At 73.8% G+C, this 18,161-nt stretch carries 17 protein-coding genes; 11 read left to right on the top strand and 6 right to left on the bottom strand.

Annotated features, from left to right (window positions below):
• The first annotated feature begins 286 nt into the window (after window positions 1-286).
• The 8 genes from ABEB06_RS28540 to ABEB06_RS28505 all read left to right on the top strand — a co-directional run bounded on the left by ABEB06_RS28540 (window position 287) and on the right by ABEB06_RS28505 (window position 8,533).
• On the top strand, window positions 287-1,573 hold the full coding sequence (locus ABEB06_RS28540) for a phosphoribosyltransferase family protein (protein WP_345699761.1): 1,287 nt from the start codon (window positions 287-289) through the stop codon (window positions 1,571-1,573).
• 133 nt (window positions 1,574-1,706) lie between these two features.
• The gene (gene hppD, locus ABEB06_RS28535; protein WP_345699760.1) at window positions 1,707-2,915 is read left to right on the top strand and encodes a 4-hydroxyphenylpyruvate dioxygenase; all 1,209 of its coding nucleotides are present in this window, start codon (window positions 1,707-1,709) and stop codon (window positions 2,913-2,915) included.
• A gap of 23 nt (window positions 2,916-2,938) precedes the next feature.
• Complete coding sequence (locus tag ABEB06_RS28530) at window positions 2,939-4,126, top strand: homogentisate 1,2-dioxygenase (protein WP_345699759.1); 1,188 nt, start codon at window positions 2,939-2,941, stop codon at window positions 4,124-4,126.
• Window positions 4,123-4,938 (top strand): hypothetical protein, encoded by an 816-nt coding sequence (locus ABEB06_RS28525; RefSeq protein WP_345699758.1) that lies wholly within the window; start codon window positions 4,123-4,125, stop codon window positions 4,936-4,938. Before ABEB06_RS28530 ends, ABEB06_RS28525 begins: the two co-directional genes overlap by 4 nt.
• A complete protein-coding gene (gene fahA / locus ABEB06_RS28520) occupies window positions 4,935-6,149 on the top strand; it encodes a fumarylacetoacetase (protein WP_345699757.1) in 1,215 nt (404 codons plus the stop codon). The genes ABEB06_RS28525 and fahA overlap by 4 nt, the downstream gene beginning before the upstream one ends.
• A 190-nt stretch (window positions 6,150-6,339) precedes the next feature.
• Complete coding sequence (locus ABEB06_RS28515; RefSeq protein ID WP_345699756.1) at window positions 6,340-6,534, top strand: hypothetical protein; 195 nt, start codon at window positions 6,340-6,342, stop codon at window positions 6,532-6,534.
• A 96-nt stretch (window positions 6,535-6,630) separates the two neighbouring features.
• Window positions 6,631-7,659, top strand: coding sequence for an enoyl-CoA hydratase/isomerase family protein (locus ABEB06_RS28510; protein ID WP_345699755.1), 1,029 nt, complete (start codon window positions 6,631-6,633; stop codon window positions 7,657-7,659).
• A gap of 97 nt (window positions 7,660-7,756) precedes the next feature.
• Window positions 7,757-8,533 carry an enoyl-CoA hydratase gene (locus ABEB06_RS28505; RefSeq protein WP_345699754.1) on the top strand — a complete coding sequence of 259 codons (777 nt, stop codon included), beginning with the start codon at window positions 7,757-7,759 and terminating at the stop codon, window positions 8,531-8,533.
• A 21-nt stretch (window positions 8,534-8,554) separates the two neighbouring features.
• Here ABEB06_RS28505 and ABEB06_RS28500 read toward each other — a convergent pair whose 3' ends face one another.
• A complete protein-coding gene (locus ABEB06_RS28500; RefSeq protein ID WP_345699753.1) occupies window positions 8,555-10,321 on the bottom strand; it encodes an NAD-binding protein in 1,767 nt (588 codons plus the stop codon).
• Window positions 10,322-10,486: 165 nt separating this feature from the next.
• On the opposite strand from ABEB06_RS28500, the gene ABEB06_RS28495 reads away from it, so the two are divergent.
• Entirely contained in the window at window positions 10,487-11,089 is a 603-nt protein-coding gene (locus ABEB06_RS28495) for an HdeD family acid-resistance protein (protein ID WP_345699752.1), read from the top strand.
• A 20-nt stretch (window positions 11,090-11,109) separates the two neighbouring features.
• On the opposite strand, the gene ABEB06_RS28490 is transcribed toward ABEB06_RS28495, so the two are convergent.
• Entirely contained in the window at window positions 11,110-11,424 is a 315-nt protein-coding gene (locus ABEB06_RS28490; protein ID WP_345699751.1) for an antibiotic biosynthesis monooxygenase family protein, read from the bottom strand.
• A 129-nt stretch (window positions 11,425-11,553) separates the two neighbouring features.
• On the opposite strand from ABEB06_RS28490, the gene ABEB06_RS28485 reads away from it, so the two are divergent.
• Window positions 11,554-11,811 carry a Prokaryotic metallothionein gene (locus tag ABEB06_RS28485; RefSeq protein ID WP_345699750.1) on the top strand — a complete coding sequence of 86 codons (258 nt, stop codon included), beginning with the start codon at window positions 11,554-11,556 and terminating at the stop codon, window positions 11,809-11,811.
• A gap of 7 nt (window positions 11,812-11,818) precedes the next feature.
• On the opposite strand, the gene ABEB06_RS28480 is transcribed toward ABEB06_RS28485, so the two are convergent.
• The 3 genes from ABEB06_RS28480 to ABEB06_RS28470 form a co-directional block, all read right to left on the bottom strand.
• The gene (locus tag ABEB06_RS28480) at window positions 11,819-13,105 is read right to left on the bottom strand and encodes a GNAT family N-acetyltransferase (protein WP_345699749.1); all 1,287 of its coding nucleotides are present in this window, start codon (window positions 13,103-13,105) and stop codon (window positions 11,819-11,821) included.
• Between the two features lie 125 nt (window positions 13,106-13,230).
• Window positions 13,231-14,466, bottom strand: coding sequence for a cytochrome P450 (locus tag ABEB06_RS28475; RefSeq protein WP_345699748.1), 1,236 nt, complete (start codon window positions 14,464-14,466; stop codon window positions 13,231-13,233).
• 78 nt (window positions 14,467-14,544) lie between these two features.
• Window positions 14,545-15,393, bottom strand: coding sequence for an EI24 domain-containing protein (locus tag ABEB06_RS28470; protein WP_345699747.1), 849 nt, complete (start codon window positions 15,391-15,393; stop codon window positions 14,545-14,547).
• A 135-nt stretch (window positions 15,394-15,528) separates the two neighbouring features.
• Here ABEB06_RS28470 and ABEB06_RS28465 point away from each other — a divergent pair, with 135 nt between their 5' ends.
• Window positions 15,529-15,981, top strand: a complete 453-nt coding sequence (locus tag ABEB06_RS28465) for a nucleoside deaminase (RefSeq protein ID WP_345699746.1) — start codon at window positions 15,529-15,531, stop codon at window positions 15,979-15,981.
• A 58-nt stretch (window positions 15,982-16,039) separates the two neighbouring features.
• Here the strand turns inward: ABEB06_RS28465 and ABEB06_RS28460 are convergent, their stop codons facing one another.
• Window positions 16,040-18,100 (bottom strand): hypothetical protein, encoded by a 2,061-nt coding sequence (locus ABEB06_RS28460; RefSeq protein ID WP_345699745.1) that lies wholly within the window; start codon window positions 18,098-18,100, stop codon window positions 16,040-16,042.
• Window positions 18,101-18,161 lie beyond the last annotated feature (61 nt).

Raw genomic sequence — 18,161 nt, 5'->3', positions numbered from 1 at the left:
CCGGTGGTGGGCGCCGAGCCGGTTCCCGCCCGCACCGAAGTCGACGCCGGCCCCGGCGTCCACCAGCACGCCGCCGCCTGCCCGCCGCGCCGGGCGGTCCCGAACCGGTCCATCGCTTCGACGGCCCGGTGGACCGGGTCCACCGTCTTGACCCGTTCGCGGGCGGGCGGCACGCAGATCCGGTGCCCGGTGCCGCGGGCCCGGAACCAGGCCCGGTTTCGAGGGACGGCGAGCCCCTGACCGGCCTGCGCCTGCGCGCGTACCGTGGAAGGCGGAGGCAGCTGCCATGTACACCGATCGGCGTGACGCGGGCCGCAGGCTGGCGGCGGAGGTGGTGCGCTCGCACCCGGAGGACCCGGTGGTGGTGGGCCTGCCGCGGGGCGGGGTGCCGGTGGCGGCGGAGGTGGCGCGGGCGCTGCACGCCCCGCTCGACATCTGCGTGATCCGCAAGCTGGGGGTGCCGTTCCAGCCGGAGCTGGGCATGGGGGCGATCGGCGAGGACGGCGCCCGGGTGGTCAACGACCCGATCGTCCGCGGCGCGGCCGTCACCCCGGAGCAGTTCGCCGAGGTGGAGCGGCGCGAGCGCGCCGAGCTGCACCGCCGGGCCACCCGCTACCGCCGCGGCCGCGCGCCGGTGGACCTGCGCGGCCGCACGGTGGTGGTGGTCGACGACGGCGTGGCGACGGGGTCGACGGCGCTCGCGGCCTGCCGGATCGTCCGGGCCCGGGGCGCGGCGCGGGTGGTACTGGCCGTCCCGGTGGCGCCGCAGGACTGGGCGCAGCGCCTGGGCACCGAGGTGGACGCGTTCGTGTGCCCGCACACGCCGGGCCGCTTCTGGGCGATCGGCGAGTTCTACGCCGACTTCTCGCAGACCTCGGACGCGGAGGTGGTCGAGCTGCTGGAGGCGGCGCCGACGGATCCGGCGCCGGACCCCGAGCCGGATCCGGTCGAGGTCGAGCTGGCCCTCCCGGACGTCACCCTGCCGGGCGATCTCGCGGTCCCCGCGTCCGCCGCCGGCCTGGTGCTGTTCGCGCACGGCAGCGGCAGCAGCCGCCACAGCCCGCGCAACCGCCGGGTGGCGGCCGAGCTGAACCGCGCCGGCCTGGCGACCCTGCTGTTCGACCTGCTGACCGCCGAGGAGGAGCCGGACCGTCGGAAGGTCTTCGACACCGCGCTGCTGGGCTCCCGGCTGGCGGGGGCGGCCCGCCGGCTGCCGGCCGCGGTCGGCAGCCTGCCGGTCGGCTTCTTCGGGGCGTCCACCGGCGCGGCGGCCGCGCTGTGGGCCGCCGCCGAGCCGGACCTCGATCCGGTGGCGGTCGTCTCGCGGGGCGGGCGCCCCGACCTGACCGGCCCGCGCCTGGCCGAGGTGCGCACGCCGACCCTGCTGATCGTCGGCGGCGCCGACCCGGACGTGCTGGACCTGAACCGGCGGGCGCGCTCGGAGCTGCGCTGCGAGAGTTCGCTGCAGGTGGTGCCGGGCGCCGGGCACCTGTTCGAGGAGCCGGGCGCGCTGGAGGCGGTGGCGGACCTGGCGGTCTCCTGGTTCACCACGCACCTACCGGCCGACAACTGAACAATCTGTCCATTGAGGGCCCCCCTCACCTGCTCATCTTGCACACATTGATCAGCTCAAATCCGACCTGTTGCCCATCCATCCGGCAGGGGCCAAGCTCAGCGCAACCGACCTCGACGTGGAGGAAGCACCGATGACCGCCAACGCCGTTGAACTGACGCCCGAGGAGCTGGAGGCCGGTCTCACGGCCGAGCAGCTGCGCACCCTGGTGGGCCTGGTCGAGCACGACGCCGGGAACGACCCGTTCCCGGTGACCGCCCAGGACGCGGTGGTCTTCGTGGTCGGCAACGCCACCCAGACGGCGCAGTTCTACCAGGCCGTGTTCGGCATGGAGCTGGTCGCCTACTCCGGTCCGGAGACCGGCCGCCGCGACCGCAAGGCGTTCGTCCTGCGGTCGGGCTCCTGCCGCTTCGTGATCAAGGGCGGCGTGCTGCCGGACAGCCCGCTGCTGGACCACCACCGCCGGCACGGCGACGGCGTGGTCGACCTGGCGCTCGAGGTGCCGGACGTGGACAAGTGCATCGCGCACGCCCGCGCCCAGGGCGCCACGATCCTGGAGGAGCCGAACGACGTCTCCGACGAGAACGGCACGGTCCGCCGCGCGGCGATCGCGACCTACGGCGAGACCCGGCACACCCTGATCGACCGCTCCCGCTACCACGGCCCGTACCTGCCGGGCTACGTCGCGCGGACCTCCACCGTGGTCCGCCCCGAGGGCGCGCCGAAGCGGCTGTTCCAGGCGCTGGACCACGCGGTCGGCAACGTGGAGCTCGGCCGGATGGACGAGTGGGTCTCGTTCTACAACCGCGTCATGGGCTTCGTGAACATGGCCGAGTTCGTCGGCGACGACATCGCCACCGAGTACTCGGCGCTGATGTCCAAGGTCGTCGCCAGCGGCAACCACCGGGTGAAGTTCCCGCTGAACGAGCCGGCGGTCGCCAAGAAGAAGTCGCAGATCGACGAGTACCTCGAGTTCTACACCGGCGCCGGCTGCCAGCACATGGCGCTCGCCACCAACGACATCCTCACCACCGTCGACGTGCTGCGCTCGCGCGGCGTGGAGTTCCTGAACACCCCGGACTCCTACTACGACGACCCGGCGCTGCGCGAGCGGATCGGCAAGGTCCGCGTGCCGATCGAGGAGCTGAAGAGCCGCGGCATCCTGGTCGACCGCGACGAGGACGGCTACCTGCTGCAGATCTTCACCAAGCCGATCGGCGACCGGCCGACCGTGTTCTACGAGTTCATCGAGCGGCACGGTTCCCTGGGCTTCGGCAAGGGCAACTTCAAGGCGCTCTTCGAGGCGATCGAGCGCGAGCAGGAAAAGCGCGGCAACCTCTGAGTCGACAGGGAGATTCGTAGACCATGGCGCACTACCGGCAGCTGGGCGACGTCCCCCGCAAGCGGCACACCCAGCACCGCACCCCCGAGGGCGGCCTCTACTACGAGGAGTTGATGGGCGAGGAGGGCTTCTTCTCGGACTCCTCGCTGCTCTACCACAAGGGAATCCCGTCGGCGATCACGGCGGCCTCGGTGTGGGAGCTGCCGGACCAGTCCACCACCGCGAACCTCCCGCTGATCCCGCGCCACCTGAAGCTGCACGAGCTGTTCCAGGGCGCGGAGTGGAAGAACACCGACGTGGTGACCGGGCGCCGACTGGTGCTCGGCAACGCGGACGTGCGCCTGTCGTACGTCGTCGCCGGGGCCCCGAGCGAGCTGTACCGCAACGGGCTCGGCGACGAGTGCGTCTACGTCGAGTCGGGCTCCGCCGTGGTGGAGACCGTCTTCGGCAGCCTGGAGGTCGGCCGGGGGGACTACGTGATCGTCCCCCGGGCCACCACCCACCGCTGGGTGCCGGCCGGCGACGAGCCGCTGCGGGCCTACTGCATCGAGGCCAACAGCCACATCACGCCCGCCCGCCGCTACCTCTCCAAGTACGGCCAGCTGCTGGAGCACGCGCCGTTCTGCGAGCGGGACCTGCGCGGTCCGGTCGGCCCGCTGGTGGTGGACGGCGGCGAGGTCGACGTGCTGGTCAAGCACCGCGGCCCGGGCGGGGTGGTGGGCACCCGGTACACCGTGCCGCACCACCCGTTCGACGTGGTCGGCTGGGACGGCTGTCTCTACCCGTACGCCTTCAACATCGCCGACTTCGAGCCGATCACCGGCCGGATCCACCAGCCGCCGCCGGCCCACCAGGTCTTCGAGGGCAACAACTTCGTCATCTGCAACTTCGTGCCGCGCAAGGTCGACTACCACCCGCTGTCGATCCCGGTGCCGTACTACCACTCCAACGTGGACAGCGACGAGGTCATGTTCTACTGCGGCGGCAACTACGAGGCGCGCAAGGGCTCGGGCATCGGCCAGGGCTCGATCTCGCTGCACCCCGGCGGCCACACCCACGGCCCGCAGCCGGGCGCGTACGAGCGCTCCATCGGCGTGGAGTTCTTCGACGAGCTGGCGGTGATGGTGGACACCTTCCGCCCGCTGGAGCTCGGCGAGGCGGCCGGCGCCTGCGAGGACCCGAACTACGCGTGGACGTGGTCGCGGCGATGACGACCGTTCCCGCCCTCTTCACGGGCCTGTTCGACGACGCGGCGCTGTTCCCGCCCGGGGACGCGCCGCTCGCCGAGGCGGTGCCCGCGCACCTCGCGCACCGGTCCTCCCGGTACGCCGACGCCGTCGGCCCGTTCCTGTGCGGAGCGGCCCGGATCGGCGAGCTGGCCGCACTGGCCGGCCCCGACCTGCCGGTGGGCCTGGTGCTGCCGGGGGGCAGCGCCCAGCTCCGGGCGGCGCTCGCGGACGCGGCCGGCCTGACCGTGGTGACGGTCGAGCTGGCCGCGCCCGACGTCCCGGCGGCGGTCGCCGCGCTGGACGGGCTGCTGCCGATCGGCGTCACCGCGGCCGTCGAGATCCCGCGCACCGGGCGGCTGGAGGACCACCTGGACGCCCTCGTGGCCTCCCCCCACCGCGCCAAGTACCGCACCGGCGGCCTGAGCGCCGACGCCTTCCCCGACGAGGACGAGCTGGCCGCCTTCCTGGCCGGCTGCGCCGAGCGCGGCCTGCCGTACAAGTGCACCGCCGGCCTGCACCACGCGGTGCGGCACACCGACCCGGCGACCGGCTTCGAGCACCACGGCTTCCTGAACGTGGCGCTGGCCGCCCTGACCGGGGAGCGCAAGGCCGCCGCCGAGCTGCTCGCCGAGCGCGACGGCACCGTGCTCGCCGACGCCGTGCGCGGCCTGAGCGACCACCAGGTCGACTACGTCCGCCGCTTCTTCACCTCCTTCGGCACCTGCAGCATCACCGAGCCGCTCGAGGACCTGCACACGCTCGGCCTGCTGGCCCACCCCCTGGAGGACCGTTGACCACCACCTGGCTCGACCTGCCCGCCGACTCCCCGTACGGCATCCACAACCTCCCCTACGGCGTGTTCACCGCCCCCGACCAGCCCGGCCGGCGACGGATCGGCGTGCGGATCGGCGACCTCGTGCTGGACGCGGGGGCGGCGGCCCGCGCGGTCGGCAGCCCGTCCGTGCTGCTGGACGCGGACAGCCTCAACCCGCTGATGGCGGCCGGCCGGCCGACCTGGACGGCGGTCCGCGCGGCGCTCACCTCGTGGCTGTCCGACGAGGCGCACCGGCCGGAGATCGGCCGCTGCCTGCACGACCTCGCCGGGGTCGAGCTGCACCTGCCGTTCGAGGTCGCCGACTACGTCGACTTCTACGCCTCCGAGCACCACGCCACCAACCTGGGTCGGATCTTCCGCCCCGGCACGGAGCCGCTCACCCCCAACTGGAAGCACCTGCCGATCGGCTACCACGGCCGGGCCGGCACCGTGGTGGTCTCCGGCACCCCGGTGGTCCGCCCGCACGGCCAGCGCAAGGCGCCCGCCGACCCGGCGCCGTCCTTCGGCCCGAGCCGCCGCCTGGACATCGAGGCGGAGGTCGGCTTCGTGGTCGGCACCCCGACCGCCCTCGGCACCCGGGTGGGGCTCGCCGACTTCCGCGAGCACGTCTTCGGCGTGCTGCTGCTCAACGACTGGTCGGCGCGCGACATCCAGGCCTGGGAGTACGTGCCGCTCGGCCCGTTCCTCGGCAAGTCCTTCGCCACCTCGGTCTCCCCGTGGGTCGTCCCGCTGGACGCCCTGGAGCAGGCCCGGGTCGCCCCGCCCGCCCGGGACGTCGAGCCGCTGCCGTACCTGGACGACCGCGACGGCGAGCCGTGGGGCCTGGACCTGGCGATGGAGGTCGCGCTCAACGGCGAGACGGTCTCCCGCCCGCCGTTCGCCTCGATGTACTGGACGGCCGCCCAGCAGCTCGCCCACATGACGGTCAACGGCGCCTCGCTGCGCACCGGCGACCTGTACGCCTCCGGCACCGTCAGCGGCCCCGAGCCGGCCACCCGCGGCGCGCTGATCGAGCTGACCTGGAACGGCGAACAGCCGGTGAAGCTGGCCGACGGCACCACCCGCACCTTCCTGGAGAACGGCGACGAGGTGACCATCACCGCCACCGCCCCCGGCCCGGACGGCAGCCGGATCGGCTTCGGCGAGGTGACCGGCCGGGTCGTCCCGTAGCACCCCTCCCCACGGCGGCGCGCGCGTCAACGACGTGCACGCAGCGCGCCGCCGTACGGGTGAGATTGCGGCCCCACCGGCCGGTCCTCCCCTAGAAGTTGACGCACCAGCGTCCCCCCGGCCGGGCAGCCCACGCCCGGTGCCGACGGGGACGCGCCGTTGCGGACACTCTCCCCCGGAGGACCCCCCGATGAAGCTGCGCACCCTGCTCTGCGGAGCCGCGTTCGCCGCCGCCAACCTGCTGCTGCCCGTGCCCCGGGCCGACGCCCTCGTCCCGTACCCGTCGCATCCGACCCCGGCCGCCGCCGTACTCGTCGGCCCGAAGGCCCCGTACCCGGCCCACTGCGTCCACGCCTTCCCGCTCGCCCCCGCCCACTCCTGCTGACCGGTCGCTCCCCCGGCCCCCGGGCCCGCCGCCCCGCGCGACGGGCCCGGTACGGTTGGCGCCGGGGAGACCTTCGGAAGCAAGGAGACAGCCACCATGGACGTGCTTTTCGAGCGGGACGGCCACGCCGGACGCATCATCCTGAACCGGCCGAGTGCGCTCAACTCGCTGACCCACGGCATGCTGCGCTCCATCCGCGAGACCCTCGACGGCTGGGCGGCCGACCCCGAGGTGGCCACCGTGGTGCTCACCGGCGCCGGCGAGCGCGGCCTGTGCGCGGGCGCCGACATCCGCGCCATGCACGACGACGCCAAGCGGGGCGGCGCCGGCTACCGCCGCTTCTTCCGCGACGAGTACCGGCTCAACGAGCTGATCTCCCGCTACCCCAAGCCGTACGTCGCCGTGATGGACGGCATCACCATGGGCGGCGGCGTCGGCCTCTCCGCCCACGCCGGCGTGCGGGTGGTCACCGGGCGCACCACGGTGGCGATGCCGGAGACCCGGATCGGCCTCGTCCCGGACGTCGGCGGCAGCCGGCTGCTCGCCCTGGCCCCCGGCGAGCTCGGCACCCACCTGGCGCTCACCGCCGCGTCGATGACCGCCGGCGACGCCCTGCACTGCGGCTTCGCCGACCACTTCGTGCCCGCCGCCGCGCTGCCCGCCTTCACCGCCGAGCTCGCCACCCGCACCCCCGCCGAGGCGCTGGCCGCGCACGCCGCCGACGCCCCGGCGGGCGAACTGGCCGGACAGCGCGAGTGGATCGACGCCTGCTACGCCGCCGACCGGGTCGAGGAGATCGTGGAGCGGCTGCTGGACTGCGGCGTCCCGGAGGCCAAGGAGGCCGCCGAGCAGATCGCCGCCAAGTCCCCGACCATGCTCAAGGTCACCCTGGCGGCGCTGCGCCGGGCCCGGACGCTGGCCACCCTCGCCGAGACCCTCGACCAGGAGTACCGGATCTCCTGCGCCGCCCTGGCCCACCACGACCTGGTGGAGGGCATCCGGGCCCAGGTGGTCGACAAGGACCGCGACCCCAAGTGGCGCCCCGCGACGCTCGCCGAGGTCACCGAGGCCGAGGTGGCCGGTTTCTTCACCGCGCCGGTCGACGGCGACCTGGGCCTCGGGTGACGATCGTCTCGCCTGGCGAGACTGGCGCCCGGGCGCCGGTTCGGAGATCGTATCCACCGTCAGTGAGCCGCAGGGCAACGCAAGGGAGTCAACGACGATGACCGAGTACGAGACGATCCTGGTCGACCGCAAGGGCCGGGTCGGGATCATCACGCTCAACCGGCCGAAGGCGCTGAACGCGCTCAACACCCAGCTGATGACCGAGGTCGTCGCCGCCGCCAAGGACTTCGACCGCGACCCGGAGATCGGCTGTCTGGTGATCACCGGTTCGGAGAAGGCCTTCGCGGCCGGCGCCGACATCAAGGAGATGCAGGACAACCGCTTCCCCGACGTCTACCTGGACGACTGGCTGGGCCCGTGGGACGAGCTGGGCCGGCTGCGCAAGCCGGTGGTCGCCGCGGTGGCGGGCTACGCGCTCGGCGGCGGCTGCGAGCTGGCGATGCTCTGCGACATCCTGCTGGCCGCCGACACCGCGAAGTTCGGCCAGCCGGAGATCAAGCTCGGCGTCATCCCCGGCATCGGCGGCTCGCAGCGCCTGACCCGCGCGGTCGGCAAGGCCAAGGCGATGGAGCTGTGCCTGACCGGCCGGATGATGGACGCCGAGGAGGCCGAGCGGGCCGGCCTGGTCTCCCGGATCGTCCCCGCCGACCAGCTGCTGGCCGAGGCGATGGCCACCGCCGAGACGGTCGCCGCGATGTCCGCCCCCGCCGCGGTGATGATGAAGGAGTCGGTGAACCGGGCCTTCGAGACCACCCTCGCCGAGGGCGTCCGCTTCGAACGCCGGCTGTTCCACGCCGCCTTCGCCACCGCGGACCAGAAGGAGGGCATGACCGCCTTCGCCGAGAAGCGCCCGGCGAACTTCAGCAACAAGTAGGCGGCCGGCGGCGGCCCGGCGTCACTGGATCAGCCGGGCCAGCCCCGCCCGGGTGGCCGCCACCACGATGCGGTCACCCGGCTCCAGCGCCCGCGCCCGGTCGGCGAAGCTCCACTGGTACTCCTGCGGCCACCGGGCGAGGCGGACCGCCACCACCCGCACCCCGCCGCCCTCCTCGATGGTGCGCAGGTTGCTGCCCAGCAGGCCGGACCCCTCGTCGGCGGCCAGCTCGGCGATCAGCAGCACGTGCCGGTACACCGAGAGGGTGCCCAGCACCTCGCGCCCCATCAGCGCGGCCGCGAAGGCCGGCGCCGCCAGGTAGGACACCGAGCGGGAGGCCACGTTGCCGAGGGTGGCGTACACCCGGCGGGCGAACTCGTCGTCGAACAGCCGCACCACCACCCGCACCTCGGGCCGCATCGCCCGGGCCTCCAGCGCCGCCTCCAGGTTCGCCGCGTCGTCACGGGTGACCGCGACCACCGCCCGGGCGTGCCGGGCCCTCGCCCGGGTGAGCTGCGCGGCCAGCGGGCCCTCGCCCATCACCACCGGCAGCCCCAGCGCCCGCGCCGCCGCGATGCCGCGCGCCTGCGGGTCCCGCTCGACGCACACCACCGGCACCCCGGCCTCGTGCGCCACCGTCGCCACCCGGGTGCCGACGTTGCCGAGGCCGACCACCACCACGTGGTCGCGGGTCCGGGCGCCCGGCGAGCGCGGGATCCCGCGGCGGCCGCTGGCCAGCGCCTCGACCGCGATCGCGGTGGCCACCGGCACGAAGGTGATCCCGCAGAAGGTGATCAGCACCTGGGCCGCCCGGGTCCACGCGCTGCCCAGCAACTCCTGCCCCGGCACGTCGGGCTGGGCGGCACCGGCGACGTCCAGCAGGCTGTAGTAGACGGTCCAGCCGAGGTCGCCGCTGTGCCGCCAGAGCACCACCGTGCCGAGCAGCACCGCCGCGAACGCGGTCGACAGCACCACCCGCAGCCGGACGCTGGTGAAGTACCGCAGGACGTCCTGCGCCCACCAGCGCAGCCGCTTGCGGAACGGGATCGGCAGCGGCGGCTCGGTGGTCAGCGCCTGCAGCGCGGCGACCTGCCCGCGGTCGGCCGGCTCCCGCAGCGGCGGGCGGCCCAGCTCGATCGGGCTCTCGTCGCTCATCCGGGTGGCCAGCTCCACGTACTCGGCCATCCGGCTCTCGCCCTCCGGGAGCACCCGCATGGTGCTCAGGTCCTGCGGGTCGATCCGGTCGGCGACCAGGCAGACCTGGTTGTCGCGGATGTCCTCGCCGTACGCGACGTACAGGTAGCGCTCGCCGACCCGCACCGAGTTCGGCCGGCCCAGCGCGCCGTTGGCGAACGCCGGGGCGGCGGTCGCCGAGGCGGACAGCGCGGCGCAGTTGGGCAGCAGCTTCTCCAGGTGCTCGCCCAGCCGCTGGTTGAAGACCCGCAGGACGATCCGGATGCCGTGGTTGCGGTTCTCGGCGGTCAGCGCGGCGTGGATGTTCTCCTGGTCGGTGGCGTCCATCAGCGCGATCCCGACCGCGGTGTCCACCCCCGCCGAGCGCAGCGCCTCCTCCGTCACCGCGCCGGACTCCACCACCGCGGCCAGCCCCTCCAGCCCGGCGATCCGCGGCCCGTGCTCCCGGGCCACGTCCGGCACCAGCGCCACCACCGGCACCTCGTACTGGTCGAGCAGCTCCTCGATCAGCCGATGGGCGAGCGCGTTGCCGCCGCAGACGATGTAGTGCCCGCCGAGCTCGGCCTCAGGGGTCCCCCGCCCTTCCTCCGTCATACCGTCAGATTCTAGATCCCCCGTTCGGCCCCGAAGGAAGACGGCAGATGACCGACGGGCAATCAGTTGCCCGACCGACCATCCGAACGGGTGTGCCCGCGGTGCCGTCCGGCCGTTCCGCCAGGAGAGTGGAAAGGTCCAGCCCTCCGCCCTTCAGGAGTCACCATGGCCACCGCACCCACTCCGACCCCGGAACACCCCGGTCTCGACGGGCCGCTCCAGCGACTGGCCAAGATCGCCTGGGAGGCCGTGCTGATCGGCGGCCTGATCTCCCTGGCCCTCGGCGTCGTGGTCATCGCCTGGCCGAAGGAGACGCTGACCGTCATCGGCGTGCTCTTCGGCATCTACCTGCTGGTGATCGGCGTCGTCCAGCTGGTCGCCGCCTTCGGCACCCACGTCTCCACCGCGATGCGGGTCCTGGCCTTCATCAGCGGCGCCCTGTGCGTGATGCTCGGCCTGCTCTGCTTCCGCAGCGCCGTGCGCTCGCTGGTCCTGCTCGGCCTGTGGATCGGCATCGGCTGGCTCTTCCGCGGCATCACCCAGCTCGCCGCGGCCGCCTCCGACCACGCCATGCCGCAGCGGGGCTGGCAGGTCTTCGCCGGCGTGCTCAACGTGCTCGGCGGCATCCTGCTGATGGTCTGGCCGGTGGAGTCGATCACCGCGCTCGCCGTCCTGACCGGCTGCGTCCTGCTGGTCCTCGGCCTCGTCGAGATCGTCACGGCCTTCCGGATGCGCAGCGCCGCCAAGGGGCTCCCGTCCGGCGTCTGAGCCCCCGGCTCCGGCTGCCCTCAGTCCTGCCCGACCCGGGAGAAGGAGGTGAAGTGCGAGACGGTCGGCGGGTGGTCCAGGTAGTTCAGCTCGCCCTCGGCCCACACCGGGCGGATCCGCCACATCGGCCCGGCGTACGCGCGCAGGGCGTCCTCGTCGCGCCACCGGGTGATCATCCGCACCCGGTGGTCGCCGTCGACCAGGGCCCGCAGCAGCTCCCCGCCGAGGAAGCCCTCGCGCTCCGCGATCGTCGGCAGCACCTCCGCCGCGAGTTCCGCGCAGAACTGCTCGATCCGGCGCGGCGACACCTGCGCCTCCCAGATGCGGACGATCATGGTGGCCTCCTCAGCCGGGCCCCTGGGCCCATTATCCGTTCGGACCGCCGCCGATTGCCGGGTGGCCGCGGGCGGCGAAGACTCGATCACGCAGCTGTGTCCGAACGTCCCGAGAACAGGAGTCCTTCCATGGCGGTCTGCGTGGTGTGCAACAACGACTACTGGCTGTCCTTCGAGATCAAGACGATCAGCGGGGACACCTACACCTTCGACAGCTTCGAGTGCGCGATGGAGAAGCTCGCACCGCGCTGCGAGCAGTGCCAGGTCCGGATCGTCGGCCACGGCGTGGAGGTGGCGGGCAGCTTCTTCTGCTGCGCCAACTGCGCCCGGGCCAACAGCGAGCTCGGCGCCCAGATCCGCGACGCGGTGGGCGCCCACCCGTCCTGAGCCCGGGTCACAGGCGTGCGTGCGAGCCGATGTCGGCGGTGAACTCCTCGATCATCGCGGGGGTCACCGTCGGCCGGCACTGGGCGATCGCGGCGAGGTAGTCGTCCGTGGTCGCCCCCGCCGCGTCCGGGCCCGCGCCGCCGTCGGCGGGGCGGGCCAGGTCGCGTTCGAAGGCGCTCTGGGCGGCGATCCGGGCGGTGTGCTCGATGTCCGCGGGAGTGAACAGCTCGCTCGCCGCGACCAGGGTGTCCAGGTCCACGTCGGCGCGGGTGGCCGCGTACCGGGACCAGATCGCGGCCCGCGCGGCCGCGTCGGGGGTACCGATCGGGATCAGGTAGTCGAAGCGCCCGGGGCGCAGGAACGCCGGGTCCAGCGAGCGGATCGAATTGGTGGCGCAGACCAGCAGCCGCTCCTCGCCCTCCCGGAAGCCGGGGATCAGCTTGAGCAGCTCGTTGGTCACCCCGTGCATGCCGCCCGCCGCCCCCTCGGTGCGGACCGGGGCGATCTCCTCCACCTCGTCGATGAAGACCAGCACCCGCTCCAGCCGGGAGATCCGGGCGAAGGCGGTACGCAGGGCTGCCGCCAGGTTGCCCTCGTCGGCGAGCCGGGAGGGCAGCAGCTCGACGAACGGCCAGCCCAGCCGGGAGGCGACCGCGCGGGCGAAGGTGGTCTTGCCGGTGCCCGGCGGCCCGAACAGGGCGATCGCCCGGGGCGGCCGCACCCCGTGCCGGGCGGCCCGCTCCGGCTCGGCGAGCGGGCTGACCACACGGCGCTCGATCAGCGACTTCTCCGCCGCCATGCCCGCCACCTTCGCCCACAGGTCGCCGGGCAGCAGCCGGCCGCCGAGCTCCTCCATCAGGCCCTCCAGCGGCCCGGTCGGCGGCTCCGCCTTCTCGAAGTACGCGACCGCCGGCCGGCGGGTGTAGCCCGCGTTGCGCAGGCCCTCGCCGAGCTGCTCCTCCTCCGGCAGCACGTAGGCGATCCGGCGGACCCGGCGCTCGACCAGCCGGCGCTCCAGCTCGCGCAGCAGACCACTGGCCAGGCCGCGCCCGCGCCAGGCCGGGGCGATGGCGATCCGCATCACCCAGGCCCGGTCGCCCGCCAGGTGGGCCAGCGCGGCGCCGATCGGGGCGCCCTGGCTGACCGCGACCACGGCCGGCTGCCGGGAGGTGAGCGCGGTGATGCACTCGGCCAGCGAGAACACCGACTCCTGGCCGAGCTCGGCGGTGGTGTCGATGAGGTGGACGACCGCCGCCAGGTCGTCCTCGCGGTAGTCGTGGATCAGCCAGTCCATGCCGGGGCCCGCTCTCTCGTGCTCGGTGGTCCCGGAACGGTAGGCCGAGGCAGGCCGGTGGGGCGCTCGACGGCGCGGACAACGGCGCGGGTGCGAACCGTACGGATCGCGGGTGGCCGTACCCGTCAGTAGTCGAACCCCAGGGCGCGCACCCGGTGGTCGAAGCTGGACGGGATCAGCTCCGGCTCGCCGACCGAGCGCAGTCCGGGCAGCCGGTCGTACAGCTCGCGGAAGAGCACCTTCATCTCCTGCCGGGCCAGGTAGGCGCCCAGGCAGAAGTGCGGGCCGCCGCCGCCGAAGCCCAGGTGCGGGTTGGGCGAGCGGGTGATGTCGAAGGCCTCCGGGTCGGTGAAGACCGCCTCGTCCCGGTTGGCCGAACCGAAGAACAGCACCACCTTGTCGCCCTCGCGCAGCCGGTTGCCGTGCAGCTCGAAGTCGGTCGCCACGGTGCGGCGGAACTGGATGATCGGCGTCGAGTACCGGACGATCTCCTCCACCGCGGTGCCCAGGTGGGTGTCCGGGTCGCCCAGCAGCAGGGCCCGCTGCTCGGGGTGGGTGGTCAGCAGGTGCAGCCCGTGGGCGAGCGCGTTGCGGGTGGTCTCCACGCCCGCCACCAGCAGCAGCGAGAAGAAGGCGCCCAGCTCCCGGGAGTTCAGCCGGCGGCCGTCCACGTCGGCGGTCACCAGGGCGGAGATCAGGTCGTCCGCGGGCCGGCGGCGGCGCTCCCGGCCCAGCGCGGCGATCACCGACTGCATCCGGGCCAGCGCCCGCAGCCCCCGACCGGGGACGCGGATCCGGCTGCGGGCCACGCCGGTGTTCTCCGAGGCGTGGTTGACCAGGGCCAGGATCTGCCGGCGCTGCCGGTCCGGGATGCCCATCATGGTGCAGATCACCTGGTACGGGAGCTCGGCGGCGACAGCGGTGACGAACTCCTCGGGGCGCTCGGCCACCACCCGGTCGACCAGCCCGGTCGCGATCTCCCGGATGGAGTCCTCGACCCGGGCGACCAGCCGCGGGGTGAACGCCCGGGAGACGATCCGGCGCAGGTCGGCGTGGCGGGGATCGTCCAGGTTGACCATCGAGTCACCGAACACCGTCCGCACCCAGCGGGCCGGCTCGGGCGTGGTGACACCCGGCCCGCTGAGGAACACCTCCGGCGTACGGCTGGCCGTCACCACGTCCGCGTGCCGCACCAGCGCGTGGAACGGCCGGCCGGTCGCCCGGTCGGTGAAGACCACCGGCGCGTCCAGTCGGCGCAGCTCGGCGAACGCCGCCGCGCGGTCGGGCGCGGGCAGCCGCCAGAACTCCGGGTCGCCGAGGTCGATCCCGCTCGGCGTGTGGACGCCCGCCGGTGCACTCATGCAGCACGTTATGGCGCACCGGCGGATGCGCTGTCAAATCCCGTCAACGGGACGGGAATTGGGATTATTGTCCGATCATCATGACTTACGGAAGGCGTCTGGGGTGTCCTGCCCGTCGGGGGTGCCGGGGGCGTCGGGGGTGCCGGGGGCATCGTCCTCGTCGGTCCCGCCGTCCTCCTCGCCCGGCTCCTCGACCGGAGCCAGGTCGCGGGCCAGCAGCGTCGCGCCGGCCACCGCTCCCGGCATCGCCAGCACCGTCAGGAACGGCACCAGGAACAGCAGCACCAACGCCGCACCGAAGCCCACCGCCAGCGGCAGCCGGCGACGCAGCATCCGCAGCCGCTCCTTCTGCGCGAAACCCCGGCGCTGCAGCGCGACGGCCGACAGCTCCACCGTCAGGAAGTAGCCCGACACGCAGATGCCGATCGCCGGCACCACCGTCTGCCCCACCACCGGGATGAACCCGCACAGGAACAGCACCACACCGAACGCCGCCACCCGCAGCAGCACCGCCAGGCTGTCCCGCGCCGAGACCAGCAGCTCCCGCCAGAGCGGCACCTCCGGCTTGGCCGGCGCGCTGCCCTCCGACTCGTCCACCTTCTCGCACAGCGACTCGTAGAACGGCTGCCCGACCAGCAGCGTCACCGCCGTGAACGTCACCAGCGCCAGCAGCCCGCCGGAACCCACCACCGCCACCGAGACCGCGTCCCGCACCAGCCCCTGCCAGGGCGAGCCCCAGCCGTCCGCGAACGGCGTCGCCCAGTCGGCGATGTCCCCCGACCAGACGATCAACGCGGTCATCACCGCGACGTACCCCACCAGGGTGATCAGCGCCGGAATCATCCCGAACGCCCACCACCGGCCGTGCCGCGCCACCCACCGCTGGCCCTTGAACAGATAGCCCAGGCCCGCCCCGAAATCTCGCATGCGGGAAGCCTACGGTCAGGTCCCCGGACCGCTCGGGCGGGGTGCCGAGCGGGTACGAGTCGAGAGCAGAGCCGCGGTGGCCGTACGACGGCCGGCACGACGGCGGCACGACGGACGGACCGAGCTGGAGGACCGATGGACCCGGAGAACGACACCGCGCGGATGCTGGCGGTCGCCGTCGAGGAGGCCCTCACCGGGCTCGCCGAAGGCGGCATCCCGATCGGGGCGGCCCTGTTCGGCCCCGACGGCGAACTGCTCGGCCGCGGCCACAACCGGCGCGTCCAGGACGGCGACCCGTCCATGCACGCCGAGACCGCCGCCTTCCGCGACGCCGGCCGACTGCGCGGCTACCGGCGCACGGTGATGGTCACCACGCTGTCACCTTGCTGGTACTGCTCCGGCCTGGTCCGGCAGTTCGGCATCGGACGGGTGGTGATCGGCGAAGCCCGCACCTTCAGCGGCGGCCACGACTGGCTCGCCGAGCACGGCGTGCGGATCACCCTGCTCGACGACCCCGAGTGCGTCCGGATGATGAGCGGCTTCATCGCCGCGCAGCCCGAGCTGTGGTTCGAGGACATCGGCGAATGACCGCGCCCGCCCGCCGGAAACCTCCGGCGGGCGGGCGCGGTCGTCCCTCGTCGTGACGTCAGGCGGTGCGGACCTCGGCGACGGCGGCGCCCAGCGCCTCCTTGATCCGGGGGCCGAGACGGGCGAACCCGAGCTCCTTCATGGCGGCCCGGAGCAGCTCGTCGTCGGACCGGGTGCTGCCGTCGGTGTCCAGCCACCGCACCAGCGCGACCAGCTCCGCCGGCTCGTACGCGGTCACCGGACGCCCGGCCACGACCGCCGGCCGCGCCGGCCGCCCACCGGCCTCGACGACCGCCTCGGACTCAACCTCGGCCACCGGCTCGGCCTCGGCAGCGGCCTCGACTACCGGCTCGGACTCAACCTCGGCCACGGGCTCGGCCTCGGCAACGGTCTCGACTACCGGCTCGGGCTCAACCTCGGCCACCAGCTCGACGTCAGCCTCCGGCTCAACCGCAGCCACGACCACGACCTCGGCCTCGACCTCAGCAGCGGTCTCTGGCTCGACAGCAGCCTCGGCGTCGGTGACTGCCTCCGACTCCGGCGAGGCAATGACCTCCGCCTCAGCGGCAGCCTCGACCTCCGGCTCCACGTCCGCCTCGGGCGCAGTGGCCGGCTCAGCGGCGACCTCGGGCTCGGCCGCAGCCTCGACCTCGACGACGGGCTCCGCCTCAGACTCGGCAGCAACCTCGACCTCGGCAACGGCAACGGGCTCAGACGCAACCTCGGCCTCGACCTCGGCAACGACCTTCGGGTCAGCCTCGGGCTCCGGCTCGGCAGCAGCCTCGGCCTCAGCGACGGCCACCGGCTCAGGCTCTGCGTCGGCCTCCACCTCGGTGGCGGCGTCCTCAACGGCGACCGGCTCAACGGCAGCCTCGACATCCGCCACCGACTCGGTCGCAGCCTCGGCCTCGGTGACGGTCTCCGCCTCAGCAGCAACCTCGAGCTCAGCGACGGGCTCCGGCTCCGGGTCCGCCTCGGCCTCGGTGGTGACCTCAGCGACGGGCTCGACGTCCGCCTCGGCCTCGGTGGTGACCTCAGCGACGGGCTCGACGTCCGCCTTGGCCTCGGTGGTGACCTCAGCGGCGGGCTCGACGTCCGTCTCCGGCTCGGTCTCCGGCTGCGCGGCGGTCGCGGCGTCGGTGACGGTTTCGTCGGCCGGGGTGCGGGGGCCGGCGGCGAGGGCGCTGCGGGCGGACTCGGGCTCCAGGTGGCGGTCGTACGCCGCGAGGGCGGCGTCGCGGTCGGCCTGGCGCTCGCTGAGTTCGGTCAGCAGGTCGCCGAGGCCCTGCTCGTCGAGGGCGGTGCGCAGCTCGCGGAGGGCGGGCAGCCGGTAGAGGGTGCCCTCGTCCGCGGCGAGCCGGTCGACGAGGTCGGCGAGTTCGCCGAGCGGGTGGGTGTCGAGGCTGCGGTCGGGCAGCAGCCGGCCGAGGGTGCGGACGGCGTCGGCGAGCGACTCGACGGCCTGGGCGGTCTCGGCGAGGAGGGTGCCGTCGACGGGTACGGACGGACGGGCGGTCGTGCCCTCGGCGGCGAGCGCGGCCCAGTCGGCGCGGACGGTGCCAGCGGCGAGCAGCGCTGCGTGCAGGTCGGCGCGTCCGGCGCGCTTGCCGCCGACGGCGTAGCCGCGGGCGGTGGAGCGCAGGGTGCGGCGCAGGCCCCAGGAGAGCTTGACGCCCTGGTCCTTGCGCCAGCGGCCGCTCGCGGTGGCGGCGGTGAGCGCGTCGAGGTCGGCGTCGTACGCGGCGGCGGTGAGGACCGCGGCGGTGGCGTGGACGCGCTGGAGCAGGTCGAGCAGGGTGGCGAGGCCGATCAGCGTCTCGGGGACGTCGAGGCCGGCCTTGGCGGCGATGCCGGTGACGGAGCTGCCGATGGCGCGGATGTCGCGGCTGCGCAGTTCGGCGAGGACGCTGGACGCGGCGCGGGCGTCCTCGGCGCCGGCGATCGAGTCCGCGGCCTCGAGCCAGGGGTTGGCGGCGGCGGTCAGGGTGAAGCCGCCCTGTTCGGCGTACCGGCCGAGCTCCTCGCGGGTGCTGGGGCGGTCGTCGCCGTCCCTCGGGCCGGGGGCGGCCGGGGCGGCCGACGCCGTGTTGTCGGCGTCCTTCAGGTTGGGCACAGTCATGTGAAGTCCGGTTCGTGGCGGGGGGAGGCGTTGGGACGGGAGGTGCGGCGGGGGTTTGCGG

Origin of the sequence: Kitasatospora terrestris (assembly GCF_039542905.1) — a bacterium.
GTDB lineage: Bacteria > Actinomycetota > Actinomycetes > Streptomycetales > Streptomycetaceae > Kitasatospora > Kitasatospora terrestris.
The sequence above is the reverse complement of the archived record's forward strand: the minus strand, read 5'-3'. Positions and strand labels throughout refer to the sequence as shown.